The sequence below is a fragment of the Brevibacillus sp. NRS-1366 genome (genome assembly GCF_050467985.1).
This window is the reverse complement of the sequence record NZ_JBITPN010000002.1, coordinates 178,344-204,066: the sequence shown is the minus strand read 5'-3', so window position 1 is coordinate 204,066 and position 25,723 is coordinate 178,344. Positions and strand designations below refer to the sequence as shown.

At 48.8% G+C, this 25,723-nt stretch carries 25 protein-coding genes and 1 pseudogene; 9 read left to right on the top strand and 17 right to left on the bottom strand.

Annotated features, from left to right (window positions below):
• Window positions 1–42: 42 nt before the first annotated feature.
• Window positions 43–753 (bottom strand): DUF421 domain-containing protein, encoded by a 711-nt coding sequence (locus tag ACIFQN_RS01700; RefSeq protein ID WP_429831411.1) that lies wholly within the window; start codon window positions 751–753, stop codon window positions 43–45.
• A 193-nt stretch (window positions 754–946) separates the two neighbouring features.
• Here ACIFQN_RS01700 and ACIFQN_RS01695 point away from each other — a divergent pair, with 193 nt between their 5' ends.
• On the top strand, window positions 947–1,336 hold the full coding sequence (locus ACIFQN_RS01695; protein ID WP_429831279.1) for a VOC family protein: 390 nt from the start codon (window positions 947–949) through the stop codon (window positions 1,334–1,336).
• Window positions 1,337–1,441: 105 nt separating this feature from the next.
• Here ACIFQN_RS01695 and ACIFQN_RS01690 read toward each other — a convergent pair whose 3' ends face one another.
• The 3 genes from ACIFQN_RS01690 to ACIFQN_RS01680 form a co-directional block, all read right to left on the bottom strand.
• The gene (locus ACIFQN_RS01690; protein WP_429831278.1) at window positions 1,442–2,269 is read right to left on the bottom strand and encodes a prohibitin family protein; all 828 of its coding nucleotides are present in this window, start codon (window positions 2,267–2,269) and stop codon (window positions 1,442–1,444) included.
• Window positions 2,270–2,330: 61 nt separating this feature from the next.
• Window positions 2,331–2,546 (bottom strand): hypothetical protein, encoded by a 216-nt coding sequence (locus ACIFQN_RS01685; RefSeq protein WP_429831277.1) that lies wholly within the window; start codon window positions 2,544–2,546, stop codon window positions 2,331–2,333.
• A gap of 177 nt (window positions 2,547–2,723) precedes the next feature.
• Entirely contained in the window at window positions 2,724–4,052 is a 1,329-nt protein-coding gene (locus ACIFQN_RS01680) for a P1 family peptidase (RefSeq protein ID WP_429831276.1), read from the bottom strand.
• Window positions 4,053–4,373: 321 nt separating this feature from the next.
• Here ACIFQN_RS01680 and ACIFQN_RS01675 point away from each other — a divergent pair, with 321 nt between their 5' ends.
• Window positions 4,374–4,691, top strand: coding sequence for an NUDIX domain-containing protein (locus tag ACIFQN_RS01675; RefSeq protein ID WP_429831275.1), 318 nt, complete (start codon window positions 4,374–4,376; stop codon window positions 4,689–4,691).
• A gap of 88 nt (window positions 4,692–4,779) precedes the next feature.
• Complete coding sequence (locus ACIFQN_RS01670; RefSeq protein ID WP_429831274.1) at window positions 4,780–5,391, top strand: DUF4304 domain-containing protein; 612 nt, start codon at window positions 4,780–4,782, stop codon at window positions 5,389–5,391.
• Window positions 5,392–5,443: 52 nt separating this feature from the next.
• Here the strand turns inward: ACIFQN_RS01670 and ACIFQN_RS01665 are convergent.
• Window positions 5,444–5,548: pseudogene (locus ACIFQN_RS01665) on the bottom strand (transposase); the annotation flags it as partial.
• Window positions 5,549–5,572: 24 nt separating this feature from the next.
• Window positions 5,573–6,811, bottom strand: a complete 1,239-nt coding sequence (locus ACIFQN_RS01660) for an MFS transporter (protein ID WP_429831273.1) — start codon at window positions 6,809–6,811, stop codon at window positions 5,573–5,575.
• Between the two features lie 145 nt (window positions 6,812–6,956).
• On the opposite strand from ACIFQN_RS01660, the gene ACIFQN_RS01655 reads away from it, so the two are divergent.
• Together ACIFQN_RS01655 and ACIFQN_RS01650 are read left to right on the top strand one after the other, a co-directional pair.
• Entirely contained in the window at window positions 6,957–7,871 is a 915-nt protein-coding gene (locus ACIFQN_RS01655; RefSeq protein ID WP_429831272.1) for a LysR family transcriptional regulator, read from the top strand.
• 66 nt (window positions 7,872–7,937) lie between these two features.
• Window positions 7,938–8,684: an MBL fold metallo-hydrolase gene (locus tag ACIFQN_RS01650; protein ID WP_429831271.1), complete on the top strand. Its 747-nt coding sequence runs from the start codon at window positions 7,938–7,940 to the stop codon at window positions 8,682–8,684.
• A gap of 51 nt (window positions 8,685–8,735) precedes the next feature.
• Here the strand turns inward: ACIFQN_RS01650 and ACIFQN_RS01645 are convergent, their stop codons facing one another.
• Together ACIFQN_RS01645 and ACIFQN_RS01640 are read right to left on the bottom strand one after the other, a co-directional pair.
• A complete protein-coding gene (locus tag ACIFQN_RS01645; protein ID WP_429831270.1) occupies window positions 8,736–10,580 on the bottom strand; it encodes an ABC transporter ATP-binding protein in 1,845 nt (614 codons plus the stop codon).
• 1 nt (window position 10,581) lies between these two features.
• The gene (locus tag ACIFQN_RS01640; protein WP_429831269.1) at window positions 10,582–12,312 is read right to left on the bottom strand and encodes an ABC transporter ATP-binding protein; all 1,731 of its coding nucleotides are present in this window, start codon (window positions 12,310–12,312) and stop codon (window positions 10,582–10,584) included.
• A 149-nt stretch (window positions 12,313–12,461) separates the two neighbouring features.
• Between ACIFQN_RS01640 and ACIFQN_RS01635 the strand changes: the two genes are divergently transcribed.
• Window positions 12,462–12,773 carry an ArsR/SmtB family transcription factor gene (locus ACIFQN_RS01635; RefSeq protein WP_429831268.1) on the top strand — a complete coding sequence of 104 codons (312 nt, stop codon included), beginning with the start codon at window positions 12,462–12,464 and terminating at the stop codon, window positions 12,771–12,773.
• 91 nt (window positions 12,774–12,864) lie between these two features.
• The gene (locus tag ACIFQN_RS01630) at window positions 12,865–14,043 is read left to right on the top strand and encodes an MFS transporter (RefSeq protein ID WP_429831267.1); all 1,179 of its coding nucleotides are present in this window, start codon (window positions 12,865–12,867) and stop codon (window positions 14,041–14,043) included.
• 65 nt (window positions 14,044–14,108) lie between these two features.
• Here ACIFQN_RS01630 and ACIFQN_RS01625 read toward each other — a convergent pair whose 3' ends face one another.
• The 8 genes from ACIFQN_RS01625 to ACIFQN_RS01590 all read right to left on the bottom strand — a co-directional run bounded on the left by ACIFQN_RS01625 (window position 14,109) and on the right by ACIFQN_RS01590 (window position 23,715).
• Complete coding sequence (locus ACIFQN_RS01625; protein WP_429831266.1) at window positions 14,109–14,315, bottom strand: putative quinol monooxygenase; 207 nt, start codon at window positions 14,313–14,315, stop codon at window positions 14,109–14,111.
• Complete coding sequence (locus ACIFQN_RS01620) at window positions 14,312–14,878, bottom strand: NADPH-dependent FMN reductase (RefSeq protein WP_429831265.1); 567 nt, start codon at window positions 14,876–14,878, stop codon at window positions 14,312–14,314. The genes ACIFQN_RS01625 and ACIFQN_RS01620 overlap by 4 nt, the downstream gene beginning before the upstream one ends.
• A 166-nt stretch (window positions 14,879–15,044) precedes the next feature.
• Entirely contained in the window at window positions 15,045–16,787 is a 1,743-nt protein-coding gene (locus ACIFQN_RS01615; protein ID WP_429831264.1) for a hydantoinase B/oxoprolinase family protein, read from the bottom strand.
• Window positions 16,787–18,835, bottom strand: a complete 2,049-nt coding sequence (locus ACIFQN_RS01610) for a hydantoinase/oxoprolinase family protein (RefSeq protein WP_429831263.1) — start codon at window positions 18,833–18,835, stop codon at window positions 16,787–16,789. The genes ACIFQN_RS01615 and ACIFQN_RS01610 overlap by 1 nt, the downstream gene beginning before the upstream one ends.
• A gap of 81 nt (window positions 18,836–18,916) precedes the next feature.
• On the bottom strand, window positions 18,917–20,068 hold the full coding sequence (locus tag ACIFQN_RS01605) for an aminotransferase class V-fold PLP-dependent enzyme (RefSeq protein ID WP_429831262.1): 1,152 nt from the start codon (window positions 20,066–20,068) through the stop codon (window positions 18,917–18,919).
• Window positions 20,069–20,082: 14 nt separating this feature from the next.
• On the bottom strand, window positions 20,083–21,171 hold the full coding sequence (locus tag ACIFQN_RS01600) for a M24 family metallopeptidase (RefSeq protein WP_429831261.1): 1,089 nt from the start codon (window positions 21,169–21,171) through the stop codon (window positions 20,083–20,085).
• A gap of 25 nt (window positions 21,172–21,196) precedes the next feature.
• Window positions 21,197–22,825, bottom strand: coding sequence for an OPT/YSL family transporter (locus ACIFQN_RS01595; RefSeq protein ID WP_429831410.1), 1,629 nt, complete (start codon window positions 22,823–22,825; stop codon window positions 21,197–21,199).
• 122 nt (window positions 22,826–22,947) lie between these two features.
• Window positions 22,948–23,715, bottom strand: a complete 768-nt coding sequence (locus tag ACIFQN_RS01590) for an IclR family transcriptional regulator (RefSeq protein ID WP_429831260.1) — start codon at window positions 23,713–23,715, stop codon at window positions 22,948–22,950.
• Between the two features lie 261 nt (window positions 23,716–23,976).
• Here ACIFQN_RS01590 and ACIFQN_RS01585 point away from each other — a divergent pair, with 261 nt between their 5' ends.
• Together ACIFQN_RS01585 and def are read left to right on the top strand one after the other, a co-directional pair.
• Window positions 23,977–24,219, top strand: a complete 243-nt coding sequence (locus ACIFQN_RS01585) for a helix-turn-helix domain-containing protein (RefSeq protein ID WP_429831259.1) — start codon at window positions 23,977–23,979, stop codon at window positions 24,217–24,219.
• A gap of 17 nt (window positions 24,220–24,236) precedes the next feature.
• Entirely contained in the window at window positions 24,237–24,755 is a 519-nt protein-coding gene (gene def, locus ACIFQN_RS01580; RefSeq protein ID WP_429831258.1) for a peptide deformylase, read from the top strand.
• Window positions 24,756–24,822: 67 nt separating this feature from the next.
• Here def and ACIFQN_RS01575 read toward each other — a convergent pair whose 3' ends face one another.
• Window positions 24,823–25,716, bottom strand: coding sequence for a hydroxymethylglutaryl-CoA lyase (locus ACIFQN_RS01575; RefSeq protein ID WP_429831409.1), 894 nt, complete (start codon window positions 25,714–25,716; stop codon window positions 24,823–24,825).
• Between the last annotated feature and the right edge of the window lie 7 nt (window positions 25,717–25,723).

Below are 25,723 nucleotides of genomic sequence, written 5' to 3'. Positions count from 1 at the left end.
GGCAATCGGTGAAAATGAAAGAGACCGACATATACGTCGGTCTTATTCTTTATCAATCGGATTTGCCATCTGATCATCGTACAGGTCGTAAATGATCTTCCCATTGGAACTCTTTACTGCGTAATTCACCTGATCGATGGAGAGGCCTTTCTTGTTCAATTGGGCCATCAACCACTCAAGCTGGAGCCCATTTTGTTGCAAATTGTCGTGAATGACCTTACCGTCCATAATCAATTCAATCGGAAACCACTGTCGCTTTTTAAATTTTAGCTTTAAATCTTTGCGTGTGACAGGGAGATATTCAGGCTTTCGCAGGATAGACACCTCTCCGTTCAATTCTAATGTGGCGAATTGAACCTCCTCGATGTTAAAGATGTTTCTTTCCCGCAGCTCCTGATTCAATGTATCCAAGCTTAGTCTTAACTTCCGCATGTTGTCTTCTAATATCTTTCCGTTCTGAATAATGATGGTTGGTTGACCGGAAAACCATTTACGCAAATAACGGTTTTTGAGGGACAAAACCATGAGCAAATAAGCAATGCCACTGAAAGTCAGTATCGCGGCAATCAACTGCCATAGTTTGATTTGGAGGTTAAAAGCGATGTTTGCGGTTAATGCACCTAATGTGATCGCGGCAACAAAATCGTGATAAGTCATTTGCGCGATCGTCTGTTTTCCCAGAAATCGAGTAATAATCATCATGATCGCGAAGGCAAGTAACGCTCTGCCAACCGTCTCCATAATCAGTTCCATCATCCACCTCCGTTTTGACGATATCTTTATCTAGCTTTCGTTATATCCAATATTTTACACAAAAATAGTAATTCTACTCGTCTCTTATACAGACTTTTTAAAAAAACCTCTATCGAGTTCAGCTCCCCTTACACATTCAGAAAAATCTTGTACAATTAGGAAAAACCTCATATTCGGACAGGAGTGAATGAACATGGCGATCAAAAAATTAGAACACGTCGGGGTAATGGTGAAAGATTTGGATACTTCCATCGCCTTTTACACAGAAGTCATTGGGATGGAATGCCTCGGGAAGCTGGTCCATACGAATCCTGCCATCACCCTTGCCTTTCTCGGCTTCGCTGGCAGTAAAGAAACGGAGCTGGAGTTGATTCAAGGGTATAACGACACCCTTCCTGGAGAAGGAGTGGTGCATCACCTCGCTTTTGCCGTGGGCAATCTGGATGAAGAGATCAAACGCCTGAAACAGTTGAACGTTATCTTTATCGACACCGAAATCACAACTCTGCCCAATGGCTCGCGCTACATCTTCTTCAAGGGACCTGATGGTGAGTGGCTAGAGTTGTTTGAGAGCACTCGCTAACTCTTCGTATGACCCATTTCACCGCAGTCCACATTCATCCCATCATCTTTATAACAATGAAGACCATCCGGGCAAAAGCCTACGGATGGTCTTTTTCGACAACGATTATTTATCCACGCTGATAAACGGAGTAGCCCCGCCCGTGACGTTTGGCAGCTTTCCGTCCCACTTGCGAATTGCTTCCAACTGCGCCTCGATCTGTCTGAGCTGAATCAATTCTGGTGTTACCTCTTGCTTTTGCAGACGCAATGCTTCCGCCTGTGCTTGCGCTCTCGTAATTTCCTGTTCCTTTTCAATCTTGATCCTCTCCAAGTCCAGCTTGGATTTGAGTGCTTGCTGTTCTGCGATTTGTTTGGATTCAATCGCACGGTTGAATTCATCGCTGAACGTAAATTCTCGGATATTGATTTCATCCAGGATGATGTTATAGGTGGACAGCTTTTGACGTAATACTTCTTTTACTTTCGTACTTACCTCAGATCGCTTGGAAATGAGCTCTTCTGCCGTATATTGAGCAGTAACCGCTTTCAATGCTTCCGCAATCGCTGGGTCCACGATCCGGCTATTGTACTCCAGACCGACCTGCTGATACAGTTTGTTTACATTCTCAGCATCCAGATGGTGGTTGACCGCGATGGTTGTCGATACAGTTTGCAAGTCACGCGAAGCAGAGGTTTGACTCATCTCTGATTTTTGTACCCGTACCTCGATTGGTATCACAGTTTGGATAAATGGAATTTTGAAGTGCATTCCTTCTTGCATGACTTTTGGCTGTACGGCTCCGAGCTGCAGCACAATACCGCTGTGCCCCGCCGATATAATCGTAAAGGATTGAGTTCCGAGTAGTACCAAAACCGCAAGAACCAGGATTGTCGTAATTAGTTTTCCCCCAGCTTGAAAGGGACTCATTTTCACTACATTGTTGTCGCTCATGTTCCGCCTCCCCTTTTTTATATATGCACATTTATGCATACGAATCTGAAAAGAATTAGTTTCAAAAACTTTCTGTATTCACTGCTTCCAAAAGCACCCTGCCCATGCGCTCCGCTTCGATCCTGCACAATTCGAACTCCACCTCGCCCGACACATGCGAAATGAGCTGAATCACTTCCTGACAGCCGTGACTACAAATGAGGAACTGCTCCCACTTCACCTGATCGCGGGGTACTTTACGGGCGTGAAAGCCACTCTGAAATCCTCCGATAGACATCCCATTGTCATCCCCTATCCGAAAAACAAAATTGCCAAACTTCCCTAATGATACCCTTCATTTGGCAGTGGGGGAAAGGTTAAAACTTTGAATAAAAGAAAAACCGAGGTATAATCCCCGGTCCTTGTTAACGGCTAATCTATTTTCACACGGTGCATCTACTCATTCTTTCTATTCTTACATTCGATTATATTTTTTCATAACCTGAACCAACCGATCTAGCGGAAGTTCGTTAGACGTTACTCCATTTATACCAACCATGGTAGTAGCCATACACATGGAATTGAGAATCGCTTCTTCTGTAGCTTCTGCAACAGCTTCAAACAGTACTGACATTGAGCCTGACGACAACGTTCCTACCGTCTTAGGAGATGCTCCTTCTGCTTCCATTCCGCGATTACCCGTTGTGAAAGCAAGAAATATATCACCACTGCCATTACTACCTGTTCCTCCCATACGGGCAAGTCCAACTGTCGCCCGCTGAGCTAAGCGATCGCATTGACCAGGAAGCAGTGGAGCATTCGTAGCGACAATGATAATGATCGAGCCTGAACCTGGTTCTAATGTTGACCCTATATCTTCTATGCTTGCTGTTTTTGGTGCCGACTTAGGTATCCCAACCCCTGGTACTTCATCTGTGGAAATTTCAAGACCAACTGGCACACCATTGACACGCAGCAATTCTCGACTGCCGTAGTTGGTTTGTACCAATACCCCTACCGTATATCCGCCTTGTTCTTTGGATAGGACTCGGGAAGCAGTACCGGTTCCACCTTTGAATCCATGACAATTCATAGCTGTACCTCCGCCTACATTCCCTTCCTGAATAGGGCCATTTTTTGCAGAATCAAGAGCTTCAAAAACATGCTCTGGTTTTACATGAAAGCCATTCAGATCATTCAATCTCCCATCCCATGTTTCCGCAACCACTGGCAGCGCCCAACCAGATTCGATACGTTCATGATTCACATCATAGGCAATAAGCGCATCACGAACGACACCTACGCTATGGGTATTGGTAATGGCCACAGGCGAAGTCAATAAGCCAGATTCCTTTACCCAGTGAATGCCTGTCATTTCACCATTGCCGTTGAAGGAATGGAAGCCCGCATAGATCGGATCAGATTTCAAATCTCCATCATGCGGAAGGATCACAGTTACTCCTGTACGAATCGGCCCTTTTCCAACTACGAGTGGCCCATCTCCCTCAATAATAGTGGAGTAGCCAACTTTTACACCGGGAACATCCGTGATCGCATTCCATTTACCGGGTGTCATTCTCCCGATCCTAATGCCGAGATCACGCGCGCGTTTTCTTCCTTGGATCTTGGCGGTTGGGATTTCACTCGCTGTTGCAGCCGCTGCGGCCTCTGCGGTACCCAAATTCATTACCGCAGCAGGTACAACTGCCGTCAAACCGAGTAATGCGGTTTTTTTCAAAAAGTAACGCCGCGAAACAGAAGAATTGGCTTCAAAAGAATTTCCTGAATGAGAAGGCTTGTTCATTGAAATCATCTCCTCCTTGAGTGTAGTTCTCTGTTTATTTATCTAATTATTTCGACTATTTAAAAATATCAAAGTTTGCTATTGGAGTAAATCATAATCATACGACAATTTATGAACTCTAATGCCGTTTTCTCAACGGAGAACTTTAAACGATCCAAGGTGTGGAATGATAATTTTCAAGGTGTTGAGTTGTTAAACCTACGTGTTCAGGAGTGAAATAGCTGTTGCTCCTTGACACACGTTTTTTATTGCTATGAACGGGCAGGATAATGGAAGAACTTAAAGAAATTTACTGAAATAAATTTCTATGAGGTGCTTGTTTTGAACAAAAATGAAAAATGGCATCGGCATTTAGGTGCATATGGGATATGCTTAAACGAAGATAAACTATTAGTCATCCAAAAGGGGAGCGGTCCGTACATTGGACGGTATGATCTTCCTGGAGGTACAGTAGAAGCCAATGAATCGTTAACTGAGGCAGTAAAGAGGGAGTTCGTGGAGGAAGCCGGAATCGACGTTCAGATTAAAAGGAATGTCGGTGTTTGTGATTATTTAATACCTTATGAACTAGCCAATAGGGGTACATCGGATATTCATCATATAGCCATATTTTATTCATTGAACTCCCATGAAAATTAACCCTATGTATAACTAAAAATGGCAATACTAACGGGCAAGCAACCGGATAAATGTTCAAAAAATCTATAGCAATTATCTAGGAGGGATCATGTTGCAGCAGCTCTTTAACGATCTGATAAAGCAGGACGTAAAGCCGTTCCTTTCCGAGTGCGGCTTCGCAAAGAAGAGTTTGAATTTTAATAAGATAACAGAAAGCCTCATCTACATGTTCAATTTCCAAAAATCCTCTGGCAATACAGCGGACAATGTAATGTTTTATGTGAACTGCGGTATTTATGCAGCGGAGTTGGCACAGATACAATCGAGAGAGATTCTGACAGCACCGAAAGAAGCGGAGTGTCACTTTAGAGCAAGAATTGGGGAAATTACCGAGTCTCTTCCAGATCGATTTTCAATCACTTCTGATACAAATATGGATGATTTGAGAAAAACGCTGCTAAGTGGATTAGAAGAGGTTATTCATTTCTATGATACTATGACCAGTGCCAGATCCATTGTGGATTATTACACTTCAGGTCCATTTTTACATCTGGGCGAAGAGAGCTTTCATTTGCTATTGCAATCCAATGATGTAGCAGCGGCTAAGCATTATTTGAAGGCTTTGCAGGAAAAGTACGGAATTGAAAAGCGATGGATCATATTCGAAAATAAATACAAGGCCATCTTCAATAAATACGGAGTGGAATTTGATAAGCTATAAGTTAGCATAGTGAACGTAAGTGAGAAATGATGTGGTGGCAAAAAAACTTTATTGAATGAGCTGCTTCCGTTAATGCAGATTTTAAATATTTGTTTCCTTTTTTTGTTTTAGACGACTTTCTTTTACCTGCGCTTTCATTGTTCCCAGGTACAAGTCCAATCAACAACGTCAGTCAAACACTTTAGCCCTTCTGTTCTTTTGAGACCGCCAAATCTATTACTGCTGCAGGAGTCTTCCCTACTGGTACAACCTTTGCCAATCTTTGAGCCAGCATAAAGGCAATTACCATGAATCCCGCGATCATCCCTACGATACCGCCCCAGCCAAATGAGGACCAGAATACCCCACCCAATGTCCCTCCGACGCTTGCGCCTGCATAGTAAAAGAATAGATAGAGCGAGGATGCCTGAGCCTTGTCGTGAAGGGCTCGTCGTCCAACCCAGCCACTCGCGATGGAATGACTTCCGAAAAATCCGAAGGTGAGGATCGGCAGCCCCAAGATTTTCACCCATAAGTGCTCATCGAGTGTCAAACAGGCACCGACCAACGTCAGCAGCAGCGATATCACCATCACTCTTTGCCGACCGTATTTTTCCGCCATTTTTGCCATCCACACCGAGCTGAACATCCCTACAAGAAATACGATAAATATCCAGCCAACCAAGGTCTGACTGAGTGAATAAGGGGCACGTGTCAACACATAGCCCATGTAATTGTACATGGCAACATTACTGCCCAAAATGAGAAACCCAATTCCAAACAAGCAGAGCAAGCCAGGATCTTTCAAATGACTGACCATCGAGCCCATCAGTTTCCCTACCTCTGGAGAGCGAGCGTGGAAGTTTTGGGATTTCGGCAGGCATAGCCAAAAGACCAGACTCGCCACCAGACTGATAAAACTGATAGAACCCATCGCCACATGCCAGTTGAACAAATCAGTCAGCGTTCCAGAAATGATGCGTCCGCATACAGCGCCAAGCGAATTTCCGCTTATGTAGAGGCCCATCGCGACACCGAGACTTTTCGGCTCCATCTCCTCTCCCAGATAAGCCATGGCAATGGACGGCAAGCCTCCCAAAGCAATCCCCTGGATGATGCGAAATAGTAATAATGATTCAAATGACATGCTGCACGCGGTCAGAATCGATAAAACAGACGCTACAAGCATGGAGCTGATCATGACCGATTTACGTCCCCACACCTCAGACACAGTTCCAAATAACAGCATACTGATAGCAAGCGAAATCGTCGTCATGGAAAGCGACAAGCTCGCCATCGCAGGAGAAATGTGGAATTCCCTCGTGAATTCCGGCATGAGCGGCTGCGTACTGTACAAAATCGCAAACGTATTGAAACCAGCAGCAAAAAAGGCAAGATTGGACTTGCGAAAAGCAGCGGTTCCTTGCTGGATATAGCCCATGATGATGTAACCTCCCTGAATCCTTTCCCCTCTCACCGTTATACTATCATTGACAATTCATAATGTATAATTTATTGTACTTATGATTTTAATGCATGCAGGTAATGATATCATCACTACTATCCAACTTTGGGGGATTGGGTTTATGGAGTGGCAGCAGCTCGAATACTTTCAGACATTGGCACGGATTCAGCATGTGACCCGCGCAGCAGAATATATGTCTCTCTCCCAGCCGGCACTCAGCCGATCGATTGCCCGTCTGGAGGAAGAGCTCGGCGTACAGCTCTTTGAACGGCAAGGCAGGACGATCATGCTGAACCGCTATGGACAGCTTTTTTTGAAGCGGGTCAATCGCATTCTCAAAGAATTTAACGACGGAAAGCAGGAGTTGCAAGATTTGCTTCACCCTGATCACGGTGAGGTCGCCCTCGGCTTTCTGCATACGCTGGGGACAAGTCTCATTCCTGATTTACTCGGTGCCTTTCGCGTTCAAGCTCCTTCCATCACCTTTACACTCATCCAAAATCATAGTTACTCGCTGCTTGAGCATTTAGACGCAGGCGAGCTCGACCTATGCCTGCTCGCCGAACCTACGGAAACTAAGCTGCCGATCCACTGGACTCCTCTTTGGAGTGAGGAGCTTTTTGCTGTGGTGCCGCTCGGGCATCCATTGGCCAACCAAGAGAGCATCCTGCTTACGGAAATTGCAAGCGAGCCTTTTATTTTTTTGAAAAAGGGTTATGCATTGCGGCGCACTTCCGATCAATTGTTCCAGCAAATAGGGGTCACTCCGCAAATTACATTTGAAGGAGAAGAAGCCGCTACTGTCTCCGGGCTTGTCGCCGCCGGGCTGGGGGTGTCCCTCCTCCCCGAATTGCGCGATATCAATAAAAACAAGACTGTGCAAATCCGCATCCGTGAGCCAAAATGTCAACGTGTGATCGGAATGGCCCTCGTCCAAGGAAGGTACCTTTCCCCCGCTGCTACGCGATTTAAAGAGTTTGTATTGAGCCATTTTGGGAAAGAGCAGTTCGCGAACACCTTTGATTCTGGCTCATAATTGTCCGCAGCCACGTTCGGTTTTTGTATTATACTCAGTGCTAATCATGCAAATCAGGAGGTATCTATGAACCGCGTACACATGCTTGAGATCGAATTTGAGTATAACGGACAAAAACAAATCATCACTCCCGTCCTTCTCCAAGACGAAGTGGATACGATCCTCATCGACTGCGGCTATCCGGACTTTCTCCCGTTATTAGAAAAGGCGGCACGAAGGCACGGGATCTCTCTCCAATCGTTGACAAAAGTAATCGTGACGCATCACGATATGGACCATATCGGTTCGCTTGCAGCACTGAAGCGGGCTTATCCGCACATCGAAATTATCGCGTACGAGCTAGATGCACCGTACGTCGAAGGGGCAAAAACATCGCTTCGGATCGAACAGGCGAAGTCCACTTTCAATGACTTGCCGGATGAAGCTAAGCCACAAGCAGAACAGTTCATCCGCTTTCTGCAATCCATTGAACCCGCATCTGTCGATCGGTCGGTTCACCATCAGGAACGGTTGCCTTGGTGTGGCGGCATCGAAATCATACACACACCGGGCCATATGCCTGGGCATATCTCTCTGTATCTTCCTACCAGCAAAACGTTGATTTCGGCAGACGCTGTCGTCATCGAGCAAGGTAGGCTGGAAATTGCCAACCCGCAATATACGATGGACTTGGAGGAAGCGATCCGCTCTGTACAGCGATTGCTCGATTACGACATCGAGCAGCTTATTTGCTATCATGGCGGTTTGTTTATCGGCAATGTCAAACAAGCGCTTCAACACCTTATTTCGGCTTACAAATCCGATGTGAAGTAAAGGAAATGAGTGTAAAATGAAAACGGCTACCAACTGAGGTAGCCGCTTTCTTTAATTAGACGCCGTCTCTAAGTTTTTGAACTGGTTATAAAACAATTGATAGTAGATTCCTTGCTGCTCTATCAGCGAATCATGATTCCCCTTTTCCACGAGTTCGCCACGGTCCACTACCATGATCGTATCTGCATCCCGGATCGTACCCAGCCTGTGGGCAATGACAAAGCTCGTGCGTCCCTTCATAATGCCAAGCAAGGCATCCTGAATGTGCAGCTCCGTCCGCGTATCAATACTGCTGGTCGCCTCGTCCAAAATCAAAAGCGACGGCTTAGCAAGAATGACGCGGGCAATCGCCAGTAGCTGACGCTGCCCCTGACTCAAATTCCCTCCGTTTTCCGTCAAAAGAGTATCATAGCGCTTGGGCAGTCGATTGATAAACACATCAGCATTGGCTAACGCAGCAGCCGCTTCCATTTCAGGGTCGGTCGCATCCGGCTTTCCGTATTTGATATTTTCCTTGATCGTACCGGAGAACAGGTACGTATCCTGTAGAACAAAACCAAAGCTTCTGCGGAGGCTATCTCTGGTGTACTCCTTAATCTCTTTTCCATCCAAATAAATATGGCCGGAAGTCACATCGTAAAACCTCGTCAGCAGGTTCACAATCGTTGTTTTTCCAGCACCCGTCGGCCCGACCAAGGCCGTGCTCGTTCCCGCCTGTGCTTCGAAGCTGACATTTTTCAAGATCATTTGATCAGGCCGATAACCAAAGCTGACATTGTCAAAAACAACATGTCCTTTTGGCTGTTGGAGCAAGGCAGCATCTGCGGCATCCGCCGGTTCTTCCTTTTCATCCAGCACTTCAAACACCCGCTCCGCACCGGCAACACCGGACTGGAGAACGTTGAAAATACTAGCCAAGTCATTCAACGGGCGGACAAACTGCCTGGAGTAGGCGAGAAAGCTGGCGATGACACCGACCGTAATGAGACCTTTGACCGCCAGCACGCCTCCGACGATCGCTACCATGGCAAAGCCGAGGTTATTGATCACGTTCAAGATCGGCATGAGAAAGCCCGACCAGACTTGCGCCTTCATCCCGACCTCGCACAGTCGGTCATTAATCGCATGGAAATCTGCGATTGCTTTCTGCTCATGATTAAATGCCTTCACGACCTGAATCCCCGAGATCGTCTCCTCGATGTGGCCGTTGAGCTTGCCCAGCTCGATCTGCTGATTTTTAAACAGGACGCTCGTTCGCTTGGCGATCGTACGCGTGAGCAGGAACACCAGAGGAACTGTTATCAGGCAAGCGAGCGTCAAAATGGGGGATAGCACAAGCATCATAACGAGTGAACCGAGAAGCACGATCGCCCCCGACATCAACTGTGTCGTCGACTGCGAGATAGAGCTGCTGACGTTGTCGATATCATTGGTGAGGCGACTCATCAGCTCCCCGTGCGTTCGTGAGTCAAAAAAGGCGACGGGCAGTTTTTGCAGCTTTTCAAACAGAGCTTGCCTCAGGTTCGTGACGATGCGCTGTGAGATGCCAGCGATCATCCAGCCTTGCAAAAACGTCAGCGCCCCATCCAGAATGTACGAGCCGAGGAGGGCAAGAATGAAAATGGATAAAAAGCTGAGAGCTTCTTCTCCCCCGGTCATCGCGTCAATCGAAACTCCGATCAAATACGGAGCAGAGAGCATCAGCAGCGCATCCACAAACACGATAATAAAGACGAGTGGCAATCGCTTTTTTTCCCGGCCGAACGCTTGCCAGAGTCTTTTTAGCGTGCCGGAAAAGTTTTTCGGCTTGACTACAGGCCCTCTCCCAGCCCCATGCCTGAAGCCGCGTCCTGGCCTTGTAGGAAAAACAGGCTGTTCCTTTTGCTCTTGGGCCATCCTAGCTCACCTCCCTGCCGATTTGCGACTGAAAGATCTCCTGGTACACTTGGCAGGTCGTGAGCAGCGTTTCGTGTGTCCCAATGCCGACGACTTCTCCGTTGTCCAGTACGACAATCTTGTCAGCATCCATGACGGACGTGATTCGCTGTGCAATCAAGATGCAGGTCAGACCTGCGGCATATGTTTTGAGCGCTTCCTTGATCTTTGCTTCCGTAGCCACATCGACCGCGCTCGTGCTGTCGTCGAGGATGAGAATCTCCGGATTTTTCACCAAAGCTCTGGCTATAGAGATCCTTTGCTTTTGTCCGCCGGAGAAATTGACTCCCCCCTGCCCTACTCGTGTATCGTAGCCCTCAGGAGCAGCAGCGATAAAATCGTGGGCCTGCGCCATCTTGGCCGCTTGGGCCACTTCTTCGGCTGTCGCATTTTCTTTGCCCCAACGGATGTTCTCCATTACGGTACCAGTAAACAGTGTCGTTTTTTGCGGGACGATTGCCATTTTCTCACGAAGTCGCTTCGGATCCATTTCACGAACATCCTGTCCATTCACCCGGATCGCCCCCTCTGTCACATCGTAGAAACGAGGAATCAATCCGACCAGACTGCTTTTGCCAGATCCAGTCGAGCCGATAATTCCAACCGTCTCTCCTGGCAGGCACGAAAACGAAATCTGCTTGAGAACCTGCTGCCCTCCATATCCTTCATACGAGAAGCTGACCTGCTCAAAATCGATACGCCCATTTTCTCCCCCCGGCATGTCCGTGAGATCCTGCTTCCAGCTCATCTGGTTTTCCTCGGCAAGAACTTCGCCGATCCGGCCAGCCGATGCTTTTGCACGCACAAACATGTTAAACACCAAGGAAATCATCATGAGCGAAAACAAGATTTGGGTCATGTAGTTGGTAAACGCAATAATGTGCCCGACCTGGATGCTGCCCTGCTCCACGCCCAGACCGCCAAGCCAGAGAACCGCTACAATCCCCACGTTGACCGTCAGCATAATCGCCGGACTGAATACGGACATGACGCGCGTGGCAGATACCGATTTCTTTTGAAGCTCTCGGTTAGCGCGGGTAAACTTGTCGATCTCAAAGTCAAAGCGGTTGAACGCTTTGACGACCCGAACACCGGACAGATATTCGCGCATCGCTTTGTTCACCCGATCGAGCGCTTGCTGTACCTTGAGAAAAAACGGAAAGCCGATTTTCATATTCAGATAGATGAACAAGCCTACAATCGGGACCACGACGGCGAGAATGACAGCCAATTCTGCATGTAATTGCGTCGCCATGATCAGGCCCCCGATGCACATCAACGGTGCCTTGATGAAGATCCGCATCATGCCGTTGACAAACACTTGCACCTGATTGACGTCATTGGTCAAGCGTGTCACGAGTGAGGCTCTATCAAACTTGTTGATACTGTCAAAGGACAATGACTGCACTTTCGAAAATAAATCGGAACGAAGCTGGGCGCCAAAATTTTGCGACACGTATGTGGACAAGAGGTTGCGAATCGAGGCTGCGACTGCTCCCAATGCCGTGATGAGAAGCATCAGCCCCCCTGTCTGCAGCACGTAATCCATATCCCGCTGCGTTACTCCGACGTCGATGATCCGAGACATAATGGTCGGCTGCATGAGATCGCACAAAGTCTCCACCGTCAAAAAAATCATGGAAACGGCAGCGATCACGCCGTATTTTTTTATGTATTTTCGATAGAACCGCATCTGTTCACCTCATCCCCTGCTTTCTTTCGCCATAGGAAAACTTCTATGTACCACGATACCCCTTGGGTTTTAAATTGTCACGGGGGGAAAATGGCTCCCGATCACAAGTCAACATTTACAAATCTATAAAAGTAGATATAATAACTATTATGGAACCTACACTCATTTATAAAGCGCTGTCCAATGATACTAGGCGCCAAATTCTCCAATGGCTCAAGAATCCCGCGGATCACTTCGACGTTACGCCTTATGTAAGGGAAGGAATCAGCTTTCAAACGGGCGTGTGTGTAACTGATATTCAAATGAAATCGGGGCTTGCCCAATCGGTCATTTCGTGCTATTTGCTGACGATGCAAAATGCCGGGCTGCTGGAATCAGAGCGAATCGGGAAGTGGACCTTCTACCGTCGCAACGAAAAGACCATAAGTGAATTTGCTGCGTTCATCCAAAACGAACTCTAATAGAGAAAGGAGGCCTTTTTTTCTCTTTTCATATCTATTTATTTAGATATATGGTTTATTGTATTTTACATGGATAGGAGACAAAATTGAAATGACAAACAAAAGTCCGCTGCTCATCTTGATGCTGGCATTAGGTGTATTCGGCATCATTACAACCGAGATGGGCATTGTCGGGGTCCTGCCCCAAATCACCCAAAAATTTGGCGTAACAACGGCCGAAGCAGGCTTCTTGGTCAGCATTTTTGCCTTGGTCGTCGCGATCTCAGGGCCGTTCTTGACGCTGCTTGCTTCCGGTATCAACCGCAAAGTCATTCTGTTGACAGCCGTCCTTCTTTTCGCCATTTCCAATCTGGTTTATGCATATACGACCTACTTTGAGGTCATGCTCTTTTTTCGCATTTTGCCTGCCCTGTTTCATCCCGTCTTTTTTTCGGTTGCGCTGGTGACGGCCGCCAAACTGGTTCCGCCCGAAAAGAGCGGTAAAGCCGTCACGCAAGTATTCGCTGGTATCACGGTCGGATTTGCTTTTGGCGTCCCGCTGACCTCCTATCTCGCTGAAAAAGTCTCCTTGGAAGCAGCCTTTTTGTTTGGCGCTGTGATCAGTCTGATCGCCTTTGCTGGAATTTGCGCCTGGCTCCCGTCCATGCCTGTTTCGGAAAAAATGTCGTATGGCAAGCAGCTTAGCATCCTCCGCAATCCCCGGCTATGGCTGCAAATCTCCACTGTCGTCTTCCTTTTTGCGGCGATGTTCTCTGTGTACAGCTACTTCGCCGAATATTTGGGACAAGTCACACAGATGAACGGTTCGTGGATCAGCATCATGCTGCTGGCATTTGGTCTGATCATGATAGTGGGGAACTTCCTGTTTGGAGGGTTTTTGCAAAAAAGCATGACGAAAACGGTTGTGCTGTATCCGCTGCTCTATGCTGTTGTGTACTTACTGGTTTATTATGCAGGCCCTTCTTTTCTGTGGATGACAGGCGTCGTGTTCATATGGGGAATCGTTCACTCGGGAGGACTCATCGTCAGTCAAACTTGGCTGATGACCGAAGCCCAGGACGCCCCGGAATTCGGCAACAGCTTGTTTGTTTCGTTTTCCAATCTGGGCATCACGATTGGATCTGCGCTCGGTGGCTGGTTCATTTCGCAATGGGGTGTGCATCAGCTCGTTTGGAGCGGGGTTTTGTTTGCGATGCTGGCTTTGCTGACGATTGTTCTGAGAATCAGGGGGGTTGGGTCTGATAGACAGGCAGACAAAAGAGCAGCCTAAATTGAACTATCTATAAGAAACCATTTCTAAGAAAAAAGGAGCCTGCCTCATGGCAAGCTCCTCCACTAAAACTCTTTTCCCCTGAGCGGCCGAACCTTTACGCCGCTGCCTCCCGCAATCAAATCCCGGCATCGCCCCATGAGTTCGAGTACTTTCTCGTTCTTCAGAGAAGCGGCGTGCGCCTCCTGGCTCTCCCACAGCTCCGTGATCCACAGATCGTCCGTATCGTCTTCAGCCGCATGCAGGAGATACCCCGCCGCTATGGCTTTCAAGCTGATCCAGTTTCTTCTTGTTTTAAGAAACAAGCCTGTTCAAGCTCTTGAAGCACAGATAATAACTCTTGTTTTAGTTCATTATCCGTAATAGCCCCTCCTTTATTCATTTTCATAGTGATGTACGGTATGATCAATATTCCTCTGTCTACAATCTTTGCATGGATCATTTTAAGTGTAAGCAGAAGCGAAGCATGAGCTTTATCACCGCCCATTGGAGAAGGCGAGGCACTGATTACCGCAGTAGGTTTATTCATGAACACAGTTGTCGATACAAGCCAATCCAAAGCATTTTTTAACACACCAGGCACACCGTTCCCATATTCCGGCGTACATAAAAGCACACCATCTGCCTCCCTAAGCTGCGTCCGTAGTTCCCTTACTGAAGCAGGCCCTTCATCAACATCGAGGTCAGGATTAAAATGCGGAAGATCGCCTAATCCGCCATAGATGGTAAATTTCATATTTTCCGGGGCTAGCCCGATGATTGCATTCATTAATGCTGTATTGGAAGACTTTTGACGTAGACTCCCAGAAATAGCCAGAACTTTTATTTCATTCACTCAAGATCATCTCACTTCTTCTGTAATGAAATTTTGGTCACTCGCGGTGATATGCTATTCACAGCAGGTAAGGATTATTTTAACATAACTAGCAGAGGCAGCATCGAACATCCTCTCCATGTTCTGTGCTGCCTCTCTGCGTTTCTTCTCTTATATTAGCAACCGATTATCCCTCGCGCTGCTCGGTCAGTCCCACTATCTCAAATGTCTTCGCGTCTACCTTTACACCGAACTTCTCTTCGGCCTGCCCCAGCGAAATATAGCCATTTTTCACATCGCGGGCCACTTTTTCCGCTGGTCGGTCAAACGGATTGCCGTAGCCTCCGCCGGTTGCGGTGTACAGCTTGACCACATCGCCTTTGTGCAGTGGATATCTGGCTCTTACCCCAAATGGTCCGTCGAGCTGTCCGTTTGCTTTTTCCACCAAAACGTAGTTTGGCGAGCCTTCTTCTCCGCCTTGCAAGCTCCATGGGGCAAAATGATGGCGTCCGAAGATGACGGACAGCTTCTGGTTGTCGCTCATCGCCCGGTAAGAACGAATCACACCCGAACCGCCGATGTATTCACCAGCGCCCGCTCCATCGCAATGCAATCCGTATTCGTCTACCATGACTCCATATCTTGTCTCAGCTACCTCGATCGGTACATTGTAGGTCTCGCCGTCTCCCATACAAAACTGACCGCGCTGACCATCTTGTCCCTGACCCGCACCCCAGCCCCCAACGGATGGCTCGACGATCAGGAATGGTTCATTCAGATCAGGATGAATGCCATTTACAACCACAGACGCGATCGAGAGCAAATGTCCTGCCGTCAGGCGATCAGGCAGTACCGGAGCGAGTGCCTTCCAGATCAAATCGGCACCGCCCAGACGCGCCTCCCAGTTGATCGAGACGGGAGCCGGACGCTTGGCTGAGACGATCGAACCTTCATCGGTGATAATCGTGAGCGGCTGGAACACGCCTTCATTGACGTTTTGCGTCGGCTTGATGACAGCCAAATAGATCGCGCGCACACCTGCGAGAAGCGCATAGTACGAGCAGTTGACTGGTGTCTGCACCTGCGGGTGACTGCCGCGGAAATCGCAGATGAACTGGTCATCCGTGATCGTTACCTCGACCTTGATGAGGTAAGGACCTTCGCCGTTTCCGTTGTCTTCCATGTAGCCTTCTGCGTGATAAGCACCTTTGGGAAGCTGCTGCAACTCTTTTTTCGCGAGCTGCGTCCCTTGTTCCATCAAATGATCGACAGAGGCCAGTACCATGTCCTTGCCGTATTTTTCGCACAGCTCCTGGAAGCGTCTCTCTCCTGTCCGCAGAGCAGCAGCCTGCGCCCACATATCTCCCAGGGACAAATCCGGGAATCGCACATTCGTTTTAATGATTTCTACGACTGCCTCGTTCACGATGCCTTTATCAAATAGCTTTACGCCAGGCAGTTGCAAGCCTTCCTGATAAATCTCGTTGGCATCACTCGTAAAGGAGCCAGGATCTTTTCCCCCTACTTCTGTCCAGTGGCCCTTGTTTGCGGAAAATGCCACCAGCTCGTCGCCGTAGTAGATCGGCATGACCAGACCCACATCGGACAAGTGCGAGCCTCCGCCGACGTATGGATCATTGATAATGATGATGTCACCAGGGGACAGCTTTTTCCCGTTGTCAAACTTCTCCAAGACGTGCTGAACCATGGGGCTGAGCATTCCGATGAAGCTGGTTACGCCGTTTCCTTGGCTGACGAGACGTCCTTTGCCATCGGTCAAGCCGCATGCGTAGTCAAGCACCTCGTAAATGATCGGACTCATCGAGGTGCGGGCGAGCGCATAAAACATCTCGTCTCCGATCGCTTTCAATGAATCCTTGATAATCTCCAGACTGAATGGGTCCATTTTGGTCACCGTTTTTTGTTCCATTACGCGCTCACCCCTGTGTCGATAATCAGATTGCCGTATTCGTCCACTGTCAGGCATTGCCCCGGATAGAGCAGTGTCGATGCCGAGCGTTCTTCCACAATCGCTGGCCCTTCGATTCGTGCCCCGGCTCCGAGCTTCCCTCGCAAGTAAATCGCAGTGTCCAGCCAGCCTTGCTCTTCAAAATAGACTGGGCGGACTTCCTTGCTAACGGGCATATTCGCATCCGGCGCTGCATCCAGCTTTTTGAGCACCGGTTTGTCTACCGTTCCGAGCGCAGTCAGATGCAGGTTGACGATCTCAGCCGTCGTGCCTTCAAGCTTGAAGGTGTAGTTTTGCTCATGGAGATCATGGAACCTTGCCATGATGTCTGTGAGTGTCTCCTTCGTCCATTCACCGGATGGGACCGGAACCTTCACCGTGTGCTCCTGTCCGATATAGCGCATGTCGGCGATCCGGCCAAACACGATCCGCTCCTCGGCCACGCCTTCTTCTGCAAACTGCTGTGCTGCTTGCGCCTCCAACCGTTGCCACTCCTGGTTTAGGCCAGGCAAGTTTTGTTCTTGGACGCGCTTGATATGGGTCTGGATATAATCGTGGCGCAGATCTGTCATCAGCATGCCCCATGCAGAGAACACAGACGAAGCTACAGGGATGATCACTTTTTTCACACCGAGTTCTTTGGCCAGAGCAGCCGCGTGCATGGAGCCACCTCCGCCGAATGCTACCATGGCAAAGTCTCTTGGATCATATCCTTTGCGGATCGAGATCAGCTTCAACGCATTAAGCATGTTGGAGTTAGCGATGCGAATGATCCCGAGCGCTGCTTCTTCGACCGATGTTCCGTAGTGCTGCGCGACTTTCTCATTGACTGCCGTTTTTACCTGCTCCAAATCGACCTGGTAATCAAAATTTTCTTTGGACAGGCGGCCTACGAGCAAGTTTGCATCTGTCGTTGTCGGCTCTGTTCCCCCTCTGCCATAGGCGACTGGTCCCGGTACCGAACCGGCTGACTGCGGTCCCACACGAAGCGAGCCTGTCTGGTCAATCCATGCGATCGAGCCTCCCCCGTTTCCAATTTCCACAATGTCCACGACTGGTACCTTGATCGGATAGCCCGCTTCTTTGTCAGAGCGCTCGATGTAATAATCCGTGGTTACCTTTACTTCTCCCTTGCTGATCAAGGAGCACTTAGCCGTCGTCCCGCCAATGTCAAAAGCGATGACGTTTGGCTCACCGATGAGCTCGCCAATGACGGCTGCACCGTAAATACCTGCGACCGGGCCTGATTCGACGAGGTGGATCGGCGTCTTTTTCGCTTGCTCAAAGGTCGTCGTTCCGCCGTTGGACTGCATAATATAGTTGTTGCCATGCGTTTGGCTCTCGGACAGCTTGTTGTAGAGCCGGTCAATATAGGAAGAAGCAATCGGCTGCACGTAGGAGTTGAACACTGTTGTGCTCGTTCGCTCGTATTCGCGCCATTCTTTCGTTACTTCGTGCGAAGCCGTCACTGATACTTCCGGCCACAAGCGGTTGATCAGCTCTACTGTTTTCTTTTCATGCTCCGCATTCACATAGGAATGCAGGAAGACAACCGCAATCGCCTCTACCTGCTCCTCTTTGAAATAAGCGACAATCTCTGTCACTTGCTCTTCATTCAGAGGCGTGACGATTTCCCCTTTGTAATTCAGGCGCTCTTCGACCTCGCGGCGCAAATACCGCTCCACGAATGGCTCCGGCTTTTGGTAGCGGAAGTTGTACAAGTCAGGTCGGTTTCCCCTGGCGATTTCCAGAACATCGCGAAAGCCCTTGGTCGTGATCAGTCCGGTTTTTACCCCTTTTCGCTCAGTCAGGGCATTGATGATAACAGTCGTTCCATGGATAAACATTTTGATCGATTCAGGCGGAATTCCGCTTTGGGCAATGACATTCAGTACGCCCTGCTCAAAATGTGGCGGGGTCGTGTGCGCTTTTGCCATTCCAAATTCGCCTTCGTCTGTCACATATACCAGGTCTGTAAAGGTGCCGCCAATATCGGTTGCTATTCTCATCGTTTCTCACCTTTCTTGTTTACAATAAAGAACCACCGGTTCATTTTTATGCCCAAAGAAGAGCTAATGCAGGGGAGATATCTACCTCTTCTCCTGCATCAGCTTGATCAGCGCAGTGGTGCGCTCGATTTCCTCTTCCGTATTGAAATAATGGGGGGAGATTCTTGCCATTCTTTCAATTCCATACTGCTGCAATAATGTATTAGCCATAAACGTTCCGGCTTCGATGATGATCTGGTGCTGCTCCAGAAACGACGTGATCTCATCTGGGCTTACGCCTTTTATGTTGAACGGAATGATCGCCAGGCGGTCTGTCTCGTCTATCGGTCCGTATATCTCGATTCCCGGGATGGCCCGCAATTTTTCCAAAGTAAAGGAAGTCAGCTTTTTGACTCGTTTGTAAATCGTGTCCACGCCTACATCCTGTGCAAATTCCAAAGCCGAACCGAGTCCTAGGATGGAAGGAATGATCGGGCAGCCTGCCTCCAGGCGTTTGGCAGTAGGGAGAAAAGAAATCTTGTTCGTCTGAAAATCCCAAGTCGTTCCGCCCCATCCGGTAAAGGTGGGGGTGATGCTTTCAATGAGATGCTTGCGAATAAAGACAATTCCAGAGCCTTCGGGTCCGCGCAGCCATTTCCGGCCGCAGGCTACGAGAAAATCGCACGGCAGTTCGCGTACATCCAGAGGGACGAGTCCAAGCGTTTGCGAAGCATTGATCAATGTTAAAATGCTCTGGCGACTCGCCATCTGGCAAATCTCTTTAATAGGCTGGAGAGCGCCAGAAGCATTCGGGAGATGGGAGACGGTAATCAGCCTCGTTCTCGGGGTGATGAGCGGCCCCAACTGCTCAGTCGTGATGACCCCGCTGACATCTGTCGCGAGTACTTTGACCTTTACTTTTCCTAGTGCCTCAAGCCTCATCCAAGGAACGTAGTTGCTGTGAAACTCCAGATCCGCCAAAATGATCTCGTCACCCTCGTTCCATTGGATACCGTTCGCAATAAAATTGATCCCTTCTGTGCCGTTCTTGGCAAAGGCGATCTCTTCGCTTCGCGCCCCGATGAAATCAGCGGCTCTGCTTCTAATCTCATCTACCTTCGCATAAATTTCTCGTCGGAATGCGGGCAAGTACGGCCCGACAGTCGCTGTCTTTTGTAAATAGGCGACCATCGTGTCCACCACAGGCTGAGGGGGGACGGAAGCCGCGGCGGTATTCAAATAAATGAAAGTCATGTCCCCGCCTCCTTTCACAGTGAAATGAGCTCTTTGGTCAAGGTCATCAGATTGAGGCAACCGTCTTCTGTGACGATGACATTGTCTTCGATCCTGACTCCGCCCTTGTCCGGCAGATAGATCCCCGGTTCAATGGTAAATGCCATGCCGGGCTCAAGCAGCAATCGATTTTGCTGGCGCATGTACGGTTCTTCGTGTCCGCTGAGGCCGATCCCATGGCCGAGGCGATGTGTAAAATAATCACCATAGCCGCGATCCCGAATAATGGAACGAGCCGTTTCATCGATCTCATGCGCCGTGACTCCTGGGCGAACGGCATCGACTGCCGCCTGCTGTGCTTGCCTCACAATCTCGTAAATCTTCGCTAGTTCAGAAGCAAGCTCTCCGATGGCAACGGTCCGCGTAATGTCTGCCACATAGCCTTGGTAGTACGCACCGAAATCGAGCACGATGAGCTCACCGGACTTGATGAGCTTGTCGGATGCCCTGCCATGAGGAAGTGCACCGCGGTAACCGGAAGCGACGATGGTGCCAAACGGCGTGCCTTCGGAGCCTCTTTTTCGCATTTCATATTCCAGCTCTGCCGCGATCTCAAGCTCTGCTACTCCTTCCCTGATAGAGGGAAGGGTAGCTTCAAAGCTTTCTTCGACGATTCGTACTGCACGCTGGATCGCATCGATCTCCTGCTGGTCTTTGATGACGCGCAGCTGGTCAACTGCGTTGTCTATGGCGATGTATCCGGCAGCTCCAAGCTGTTCTACGGCTTTTAGCTCCATGACGCGCATGTGACCATGCTCGACTCCGATGCTGTCGACCTTGCCCAGTGCTTTTATCAATTCCGTCAGCGCCTTTAAAGGACCTTGCTCGTCCGTGTACCAGAACAGATGATCATGAGCTAGCTTCTCTACCTTGCTCACTTCCACTTGTGGCACCAGGAACAATAGCTGGTTTTCCCTGGTGATGATCGCGAGACTGAGACGTTCGCTTTGCTTGAGTGACAGACCCGTAAAGTAATACAAATTGGGCCCTGGCACTATGACGCAAGCATCAGTCCCACCTTGTTGCAGTAGCTGCGCAAGTCGTTCTCTTCTCGCTTCAAACATCTACCTCTCTCCTTTCCAAAAGCCGCTACTGTTTGCCCATTTTCAGCATCGAACTGAAGAAGTTGTACAGCGCATCTCCGGCGATGAAGCCTGCCGCGAGAATGCTCATCGGTACCTCTGCCTCTTTGCCTTTCCACTTGAGGACGATCGAACGGATCACAATCCCTGCCAGCACAGCCCAGCCTGCCGCAGGACTCACGATGAGAAGACCCGTCGCTAGGAGAACGCCGAGCTGCCTGTTCGGACCGCCCAGCCATTGCAGAATCGCACCGGGAATCGCCCAGATCAAAAGCTGCTTCGCAATATCTCCGGAGACGCCCGCTTCGATCGTGGCGACGTAGACTTTATCTACAGGCGGTATGAGATTCGCTTTGAAATAGCCTTCGTAGGCGAACAGGACAGCGATTGTGGCAACTCCGAATGCGATCATGGCTGTAATGAACTGCTGTCTTCTTCCATCAAGCTCATATTCCATATCTTCTCCATTGCCGCGCAGGATGTAGCCTGTTTTCAGGTCATAGCCCATATCGGCAAAGGCAGGACCAGTCGCTGCACTAAAACCGACCAAGAGAGCCAGTGCAAGTGGCGGGAAACCAACCAGCATACCGATAATCAAGGTAATCAGCGCCACGGCAAAAGCCGGGAACCAACCGGAATGCATCGCCGAAATCCCTACAATCAATTCATGGACGAATGCGGCAAATGCGGCAAACAGCAGATAGCCGATGAACATTCCCAAAGACATATCCGTGAGAATGCCACCTGTGATGGCGATAATCAGCGCCACGACCAGATAAGCCAAAAATCCGATTCCAAACACGCGTCCGATTTCTTTGTCTGCTTTCGTCTCGGTATTGACAGACGATTGGGAAGTTACGGAAATTTCGTTCTTTTCCATGCGAGCGTGACCTGTTGGCTGCTGCTTCTTCTTGGCGATCAGAATCGTTACCTGAACCAGCGCCATCAGCCCCGCCCCGATCATAAAGCCATGCGGCACGTACAGCTTGTTCAAATCAATGCCAGCGATCGGAATGGAATAGGCGCGAATCAAAAGCCCTACACCAAACATCGTCAAGGCTGCCAAATTCCCGATAAAAGCTACCCCAAACGCGGACATGGGAACACCGAGAAACGACCCGACCAAACCGCCTGCAATACCCAATCCGAGAAATTTGGCCCGCTTTCCTCCCTGGTCACCCGCAATGATGGATTCGGCAGTCGCTACACCAGGCGGCCACGTCCCTTTCGCAGGGAAGATTTTGTTATCAAACATCTTGTACATGAGAAATGCGTCTACAAACATCGCCAGAGCCGCACCGATCAACATCGGCAGGATCAGCTCCGTTTTTCCCATCAAATAGGGAATGCCAATCGGGATCAATAAGCTGTTCGCTGCACCAAAAGTCGCTGAGGAAATCGCCGTTTGGATAATATTTTGGCGATGAACAGAGCGGTATTTTTTCATAATCGCAATCGGTATACGTGAGATCACCATTGCCAATAACGCACCAATAATTGCTGTATTCGCCGAAATTCCTAGCGTTACAATCAGCTGCATCCCTATGACGGCACCCATCACTGAAGTTATCACAATCAATAAGAGGGTAAACGGTTCTACTGCTCGTGGATGTCGCTTTTTCTCACCTTTTTTCATGTTGTCCATGCTTACACCCCCAGTTCGGTATCAGCTATGTTCTCTACCTTCCTATCCACTCTTTTGTCTATACTCCCCGGTAAGCGTGTTGCTTCCTCACCTCCTTTAAAAGCTGGCCTGAATTACACGTAGCTAAGATTGTATTTATCCAAGTAGTGCTGGACCTCCCGCTGCCCTTCCTGCAATGCAGAGAGCATAACCAGGAGTTGTTCACCCTCAGGTGTACGAGTGATTGGTCCTGCAATCGTCATTGAGCCGACGATTTCTTTGCGTTTGTTAAACAGCGGAACAGCCAGTCCAAATACTTCGTCTGCGAACTCGCCGACACTGAAACACCAGCCTCTTTTCTTGATTTCATCCAGTTTTTTGTACAGGCTTTCCTTTTCAACAACGGTATGCTCTGTAAGGGACGTCAGGCCTTTTTCTATGACCTCCTCCTGCAGAGCTCTCGGCAGATGGGCCATGATTACGGTGTTGGAGGCTCCTGCGTGCAGCGGCGTGCGGCTACCTACAGATACAGAAAACTTGATGCTCTGAGAGCTTTCTGCCATCTCTACGTGCACACACTCCATTTCGTTTAGCCAGGTCAAAAAGATCGTTTCCCCCGTCTGCTCCGAAACCGTTTTCATAATGGGATAAATGTACTCAGAGATACCGAGCTTGTCTTCCACCAGTTGGCCGAACTCCCACAGCTTCATGCCCAGTTCGTACTTCTTTGTTTCGTGGTCTTGAATCAAATAACCCTTTTGTTCAAAAGTAGTCAAAATTCGATAGATGGTCGTATGATTTATGTCTAGTTCCTTGGCAATCTCGCGTACCCCCCAAGAGGTTCTTTCTTTTGTAAAGAGCTCCAATAACTCAAGCGATTTTTCTAATGTTTTTAGGGTCATCTCTATCCTCCTGGTTCTATAATAGAACCACTGTTTCTTTTATATTCACATTATAATTTAGCTCCGTATTTATTTTCAATCAATTTTTAAAAATATAAATTCAGTAAAAAACCTTTTCCGGATAAAAACATGAATGTGTAGCACTTTCGATCAGGCTATTGCTTTTTTCATACAATCCGTTATATTAGGCATTACCTAAAATTATTAGTCAGTAACTAATCGATTATGCATGTGGATGAGACAAGGAAAGGTGGTAATGGCATGCTTGTGTGGATGTTGCGAAAAGTAATGGCTGAAAGAGACATCTGGTCCGGGGCAGCGCTCGCTCGTCTGTTGAAGGAAAAGGCTGGCTATGATATTTCCCCCCCATCGATCAGCGCTTTGCTCAACGGTCAGCCGAAACAAATGAAAGCTGACACTCTCGATGCTTTATGTACCGCTCTGGAATGCACCCCGAATGATTTATGGGTCCATACCCATCCAAATGTAAAGGCGCTTAATTAACCCAGTGGAGGATAGCTATGGCAGAAAAAACAATCGTCCCTTTTGGAGATCCGATTCTTCGAAAGGTCGCGAAGCCGGTAGTGGATTTCAATCAAAAACTGGCGAAATTGGTCGATGATATGGTGGATACCCTGTACGCCGCTGAAGGCAGAGCTGGACTGGCAGCCCCGCAGATCGGTATTTTGAAAAGGGTTGTCGTCATGGATTGCGGGGATGGTTTGATCGAGCTGATAAATCCCGAGATTCTGGAGAGTCACGGTGAGCAAATTGGCCCAGAAGGCTGCTTGTCTTTACCTGGGTATTCCGGGATCGTCAAGCGAACCCATTATGTAAAAATAAAGAGCAACAATCGAAAAGGGGAAAGCTTTATCCTCGAAGCAGAGGACTATCTGGCACGATGCATTCAGCATGAGATCGATCATTTGGAAGGAATCCTGTATGTGGATCGCATAGAGGGCAACAACTTTTTCCATGATCGCTCGAAGCGAAAAGCCAACCTCTTGGAGGTCTTAAAGCTCACGAATCAAAACGTTTAATCACCTTCTTCCTATTTGTCGGACACGAAAAAATCCACCTGATTACTCAGCGTGGATTTTTCTATTGCTATGCTTGGCATACCTGCATGTTATGACTCGGCAGTGGGCGTCCTATTTTTTCCTGGATGAAGCATGCCGCTTCCCGTAACTTTTCAGTATCGATTCCTGTTTTCATCCCCATGCCATCCAGCATGTACAACAGATCATCCGTGGCGAGATTTCCAGATGCACCCGGCGCATACGGACAGCCGCCGAGACCTCCGATTGAGCTGTCAAAAGTCGTCATCCCCATCGCGAGCGACGTCAGGACATTCGCCATCGCCATGCCGCGGGTATCGTGAAAATGCATCGCCAGCCGCTTGGCTTCGAAGCGCCCCAGGAGGACTTCCAGCACTTCTTGCACCTGTCTCGGATTCGCGACACCGATCGTATCTCCAAGTGATACCTCACTTACACCCATCTCGAACAGGGCTTCTGTGACCCGAATGACATTTTCCACTGGCACCTTTCCTTCATACGGGCAGCCAAACACGGTCGAGACATAACCGCGAACGCTTTTTCCAGCCGCCAGCGCATCGTGTGCCGTCTCACCGAGGACAGGCAGTGTCTCCTGAATCGTCTTATTGATATTGCTTCGGTTATGCGCCTCGCTTGCAGACAGAAAGATGGATACCTCATCTACATTGGCCGCCAACGCTCTCTCCAATCCCCTGGCATTTGGGACAAGCGCCGCATAGGTTACACCTGGGACACGCTCGATGCCCTGCGCTACCCGGACCGCATCTGCCAGTGCGGGAATCCATTTGGGGTGAACAAAGGAAGTGATCTCGATATACGACAGGCCAGTGCTGGAAAGCTGATTGATCCACGCGATTTTGTCATTCGTATCCACAAATACAGCCTCATTTTGCAAGCCGTCTCTGGGTCCTACTTCCTTGACCCTTATGCTCCTCGGTTCGATCCTCACC

Excerpts from the sequence above, each read along its gene's own strand:
- ACIFQN_RS01660 (WP_429831273.1), bottom strand. The coding sequence starts at position 6,811 with ATGGGCTATATCCAGCAAGGAACCGCTGCTTTTCGCAAGTCCAATCTT.
- ACIFQN_RS01695 (WP_429831279.1), top strand. The coding sequence starts at position 947 with ATGGCGATCAAAAAATTAGAACACGTCGGGGTAATGGTGAAAGATTTG.
- ACIFQN_RS01700 (WP_429831411.1), bottom strand. The coding sequence starts at position 753 with ATGGAACTGATTATGGAGACGGTTGGCAGAGCGTTACTTGCCTTCGCG.
- ACIFQN_RS01615 (WP_429831264.1), bottom strand. The coding sequence starts at position 16,787 with ATGGAACAAAAAACGGTGACCAAAATGGACCCATTCAGTCTGGAGATT.
- ACIFQN_RS01650 (WP_429831271.1), top strand. The coding sequence starts at position 7,938 with ATGAACCGCGTACACATGCTTGAGATCGAATTTGAGTATAACGGACAA.
- ACIFQN_RS01685 (WP_429831277.1), bottom strand. The coding sequence starts at position 2,546 with ATGTCTATCGGAGGATTTCAGAGTGGCTTTCACGCCCGTAAAGTACCC.
- ACIFQN_RS01595 (WP_429831410.1), bottom strand. The coding sequence starts at position 22,825 with ATGAAAAAAGGTGAGAAAAAGCGACATCCACGAGCAGTAGAACCGTTT.
- ACIFQN_RS01585 (WP_429831259.1), top strand. The coding sequence starts at position 23,977 with ATGCTTGTGTGGATGTTGCGAAAAGTAATGGCTGAAAGAGACATCTGG.
- ACIFQN_RS01640 (WP_429831269.1), bottom strand. The coding sequence starts at position 12,312 with ATGCGGTTCTATCGAAAATACATAAAAAAATACGGCGTGATCGCTGCC.
- ACIFQN_RS01690 (WP_429831278.1), bottom strand. The coding sequence starts at position 2,269 with ATGAGCGACAACAATGTAGTGAAAATGAGTCCCTTTCAAGCTGGGGGA.
- ACIFQN_RS01610 (WP_429831263.1), bottom strand. The coding sequence starts at position 18,835 with ATGAGAATAGCAACCGATATTGGCGGCACCTTTACAGACCTGGTATAT.
- def (WP_429831258.1), top strand. The coding sequence starts at position 24,237 with ATGGCAGAAAAAACAATCGTCCCTTTTGGAGATCCGATTCTTCGAAAG.
- ACIFQN_RS01655 (WP_429831272.1), top strand. The coding sequence starts at position 6,957 with ATGGAGTGGCAGCAGCTCGAATACTTTCAGACATTGGCACGGATTCAG.
- ACIFQN_RS01630 (WP_429831267.1), top strand. The coding sequence starts at position 12,865 with ATGACAAACAAAAGTCCGCTGCTCATCTTGATGCTGGCATTAGGTGTA.
- ACIFQN_RS01680 (WP_429831276.1), bottom strand. The coding sequence starts at position 4,052 with ATGAACAAGCCTTCTCATTCAGGAAATTCTTTTGAAGCCAATTCTTCT.
- ACIFQN_RS01590 (WP_429831260.1), bottom strand. The coding sequence starts at position 23,715 with ATGACCCTAAAAACATTAGAAAAATCGCTTGAGTTATTGGAGCTCTTT.
- ACIFQN_RS01670 (WP_429831274.1), top strand. The coding sequence starts at position 4,780 with ATGTTGCAGCAGCTCTTTAACGATCTGATAAAGCAGGACGTAAAGCCG.
- ACIFQN_RS01645 (WP_429831270.1), bottom strand. The coding sequence starts at position 10,580 with ATGGCCCAAGAGCAAAAGGAACAGCCTGTTTTTCCTACAAGGCCAGGA.
- ACIFQN_RS01635 (WP_429831268.1), top strand. The coding sequence starts at position 12,462 with ATGGAACCTACACTCATTTATAAAGCGCTGTCCAATGATACTAGGCGC.
- ACIFQN_RS01600 (WP_429831261.1), bottom strand. The coding sequence starts at position 21,171 with ATGTTTGAAGCGAGAAGAGAACGACTTGCGCAGCTACTGCAACAAGGT.
- ACIFQN_RS01605 (WP_429831262.1), bottom strand. The coding sequence starts at position 20,068 with ATGACTTTCATTTATTTGAATACCGCCGCGGCTTCCGTCCCCCCTCAG.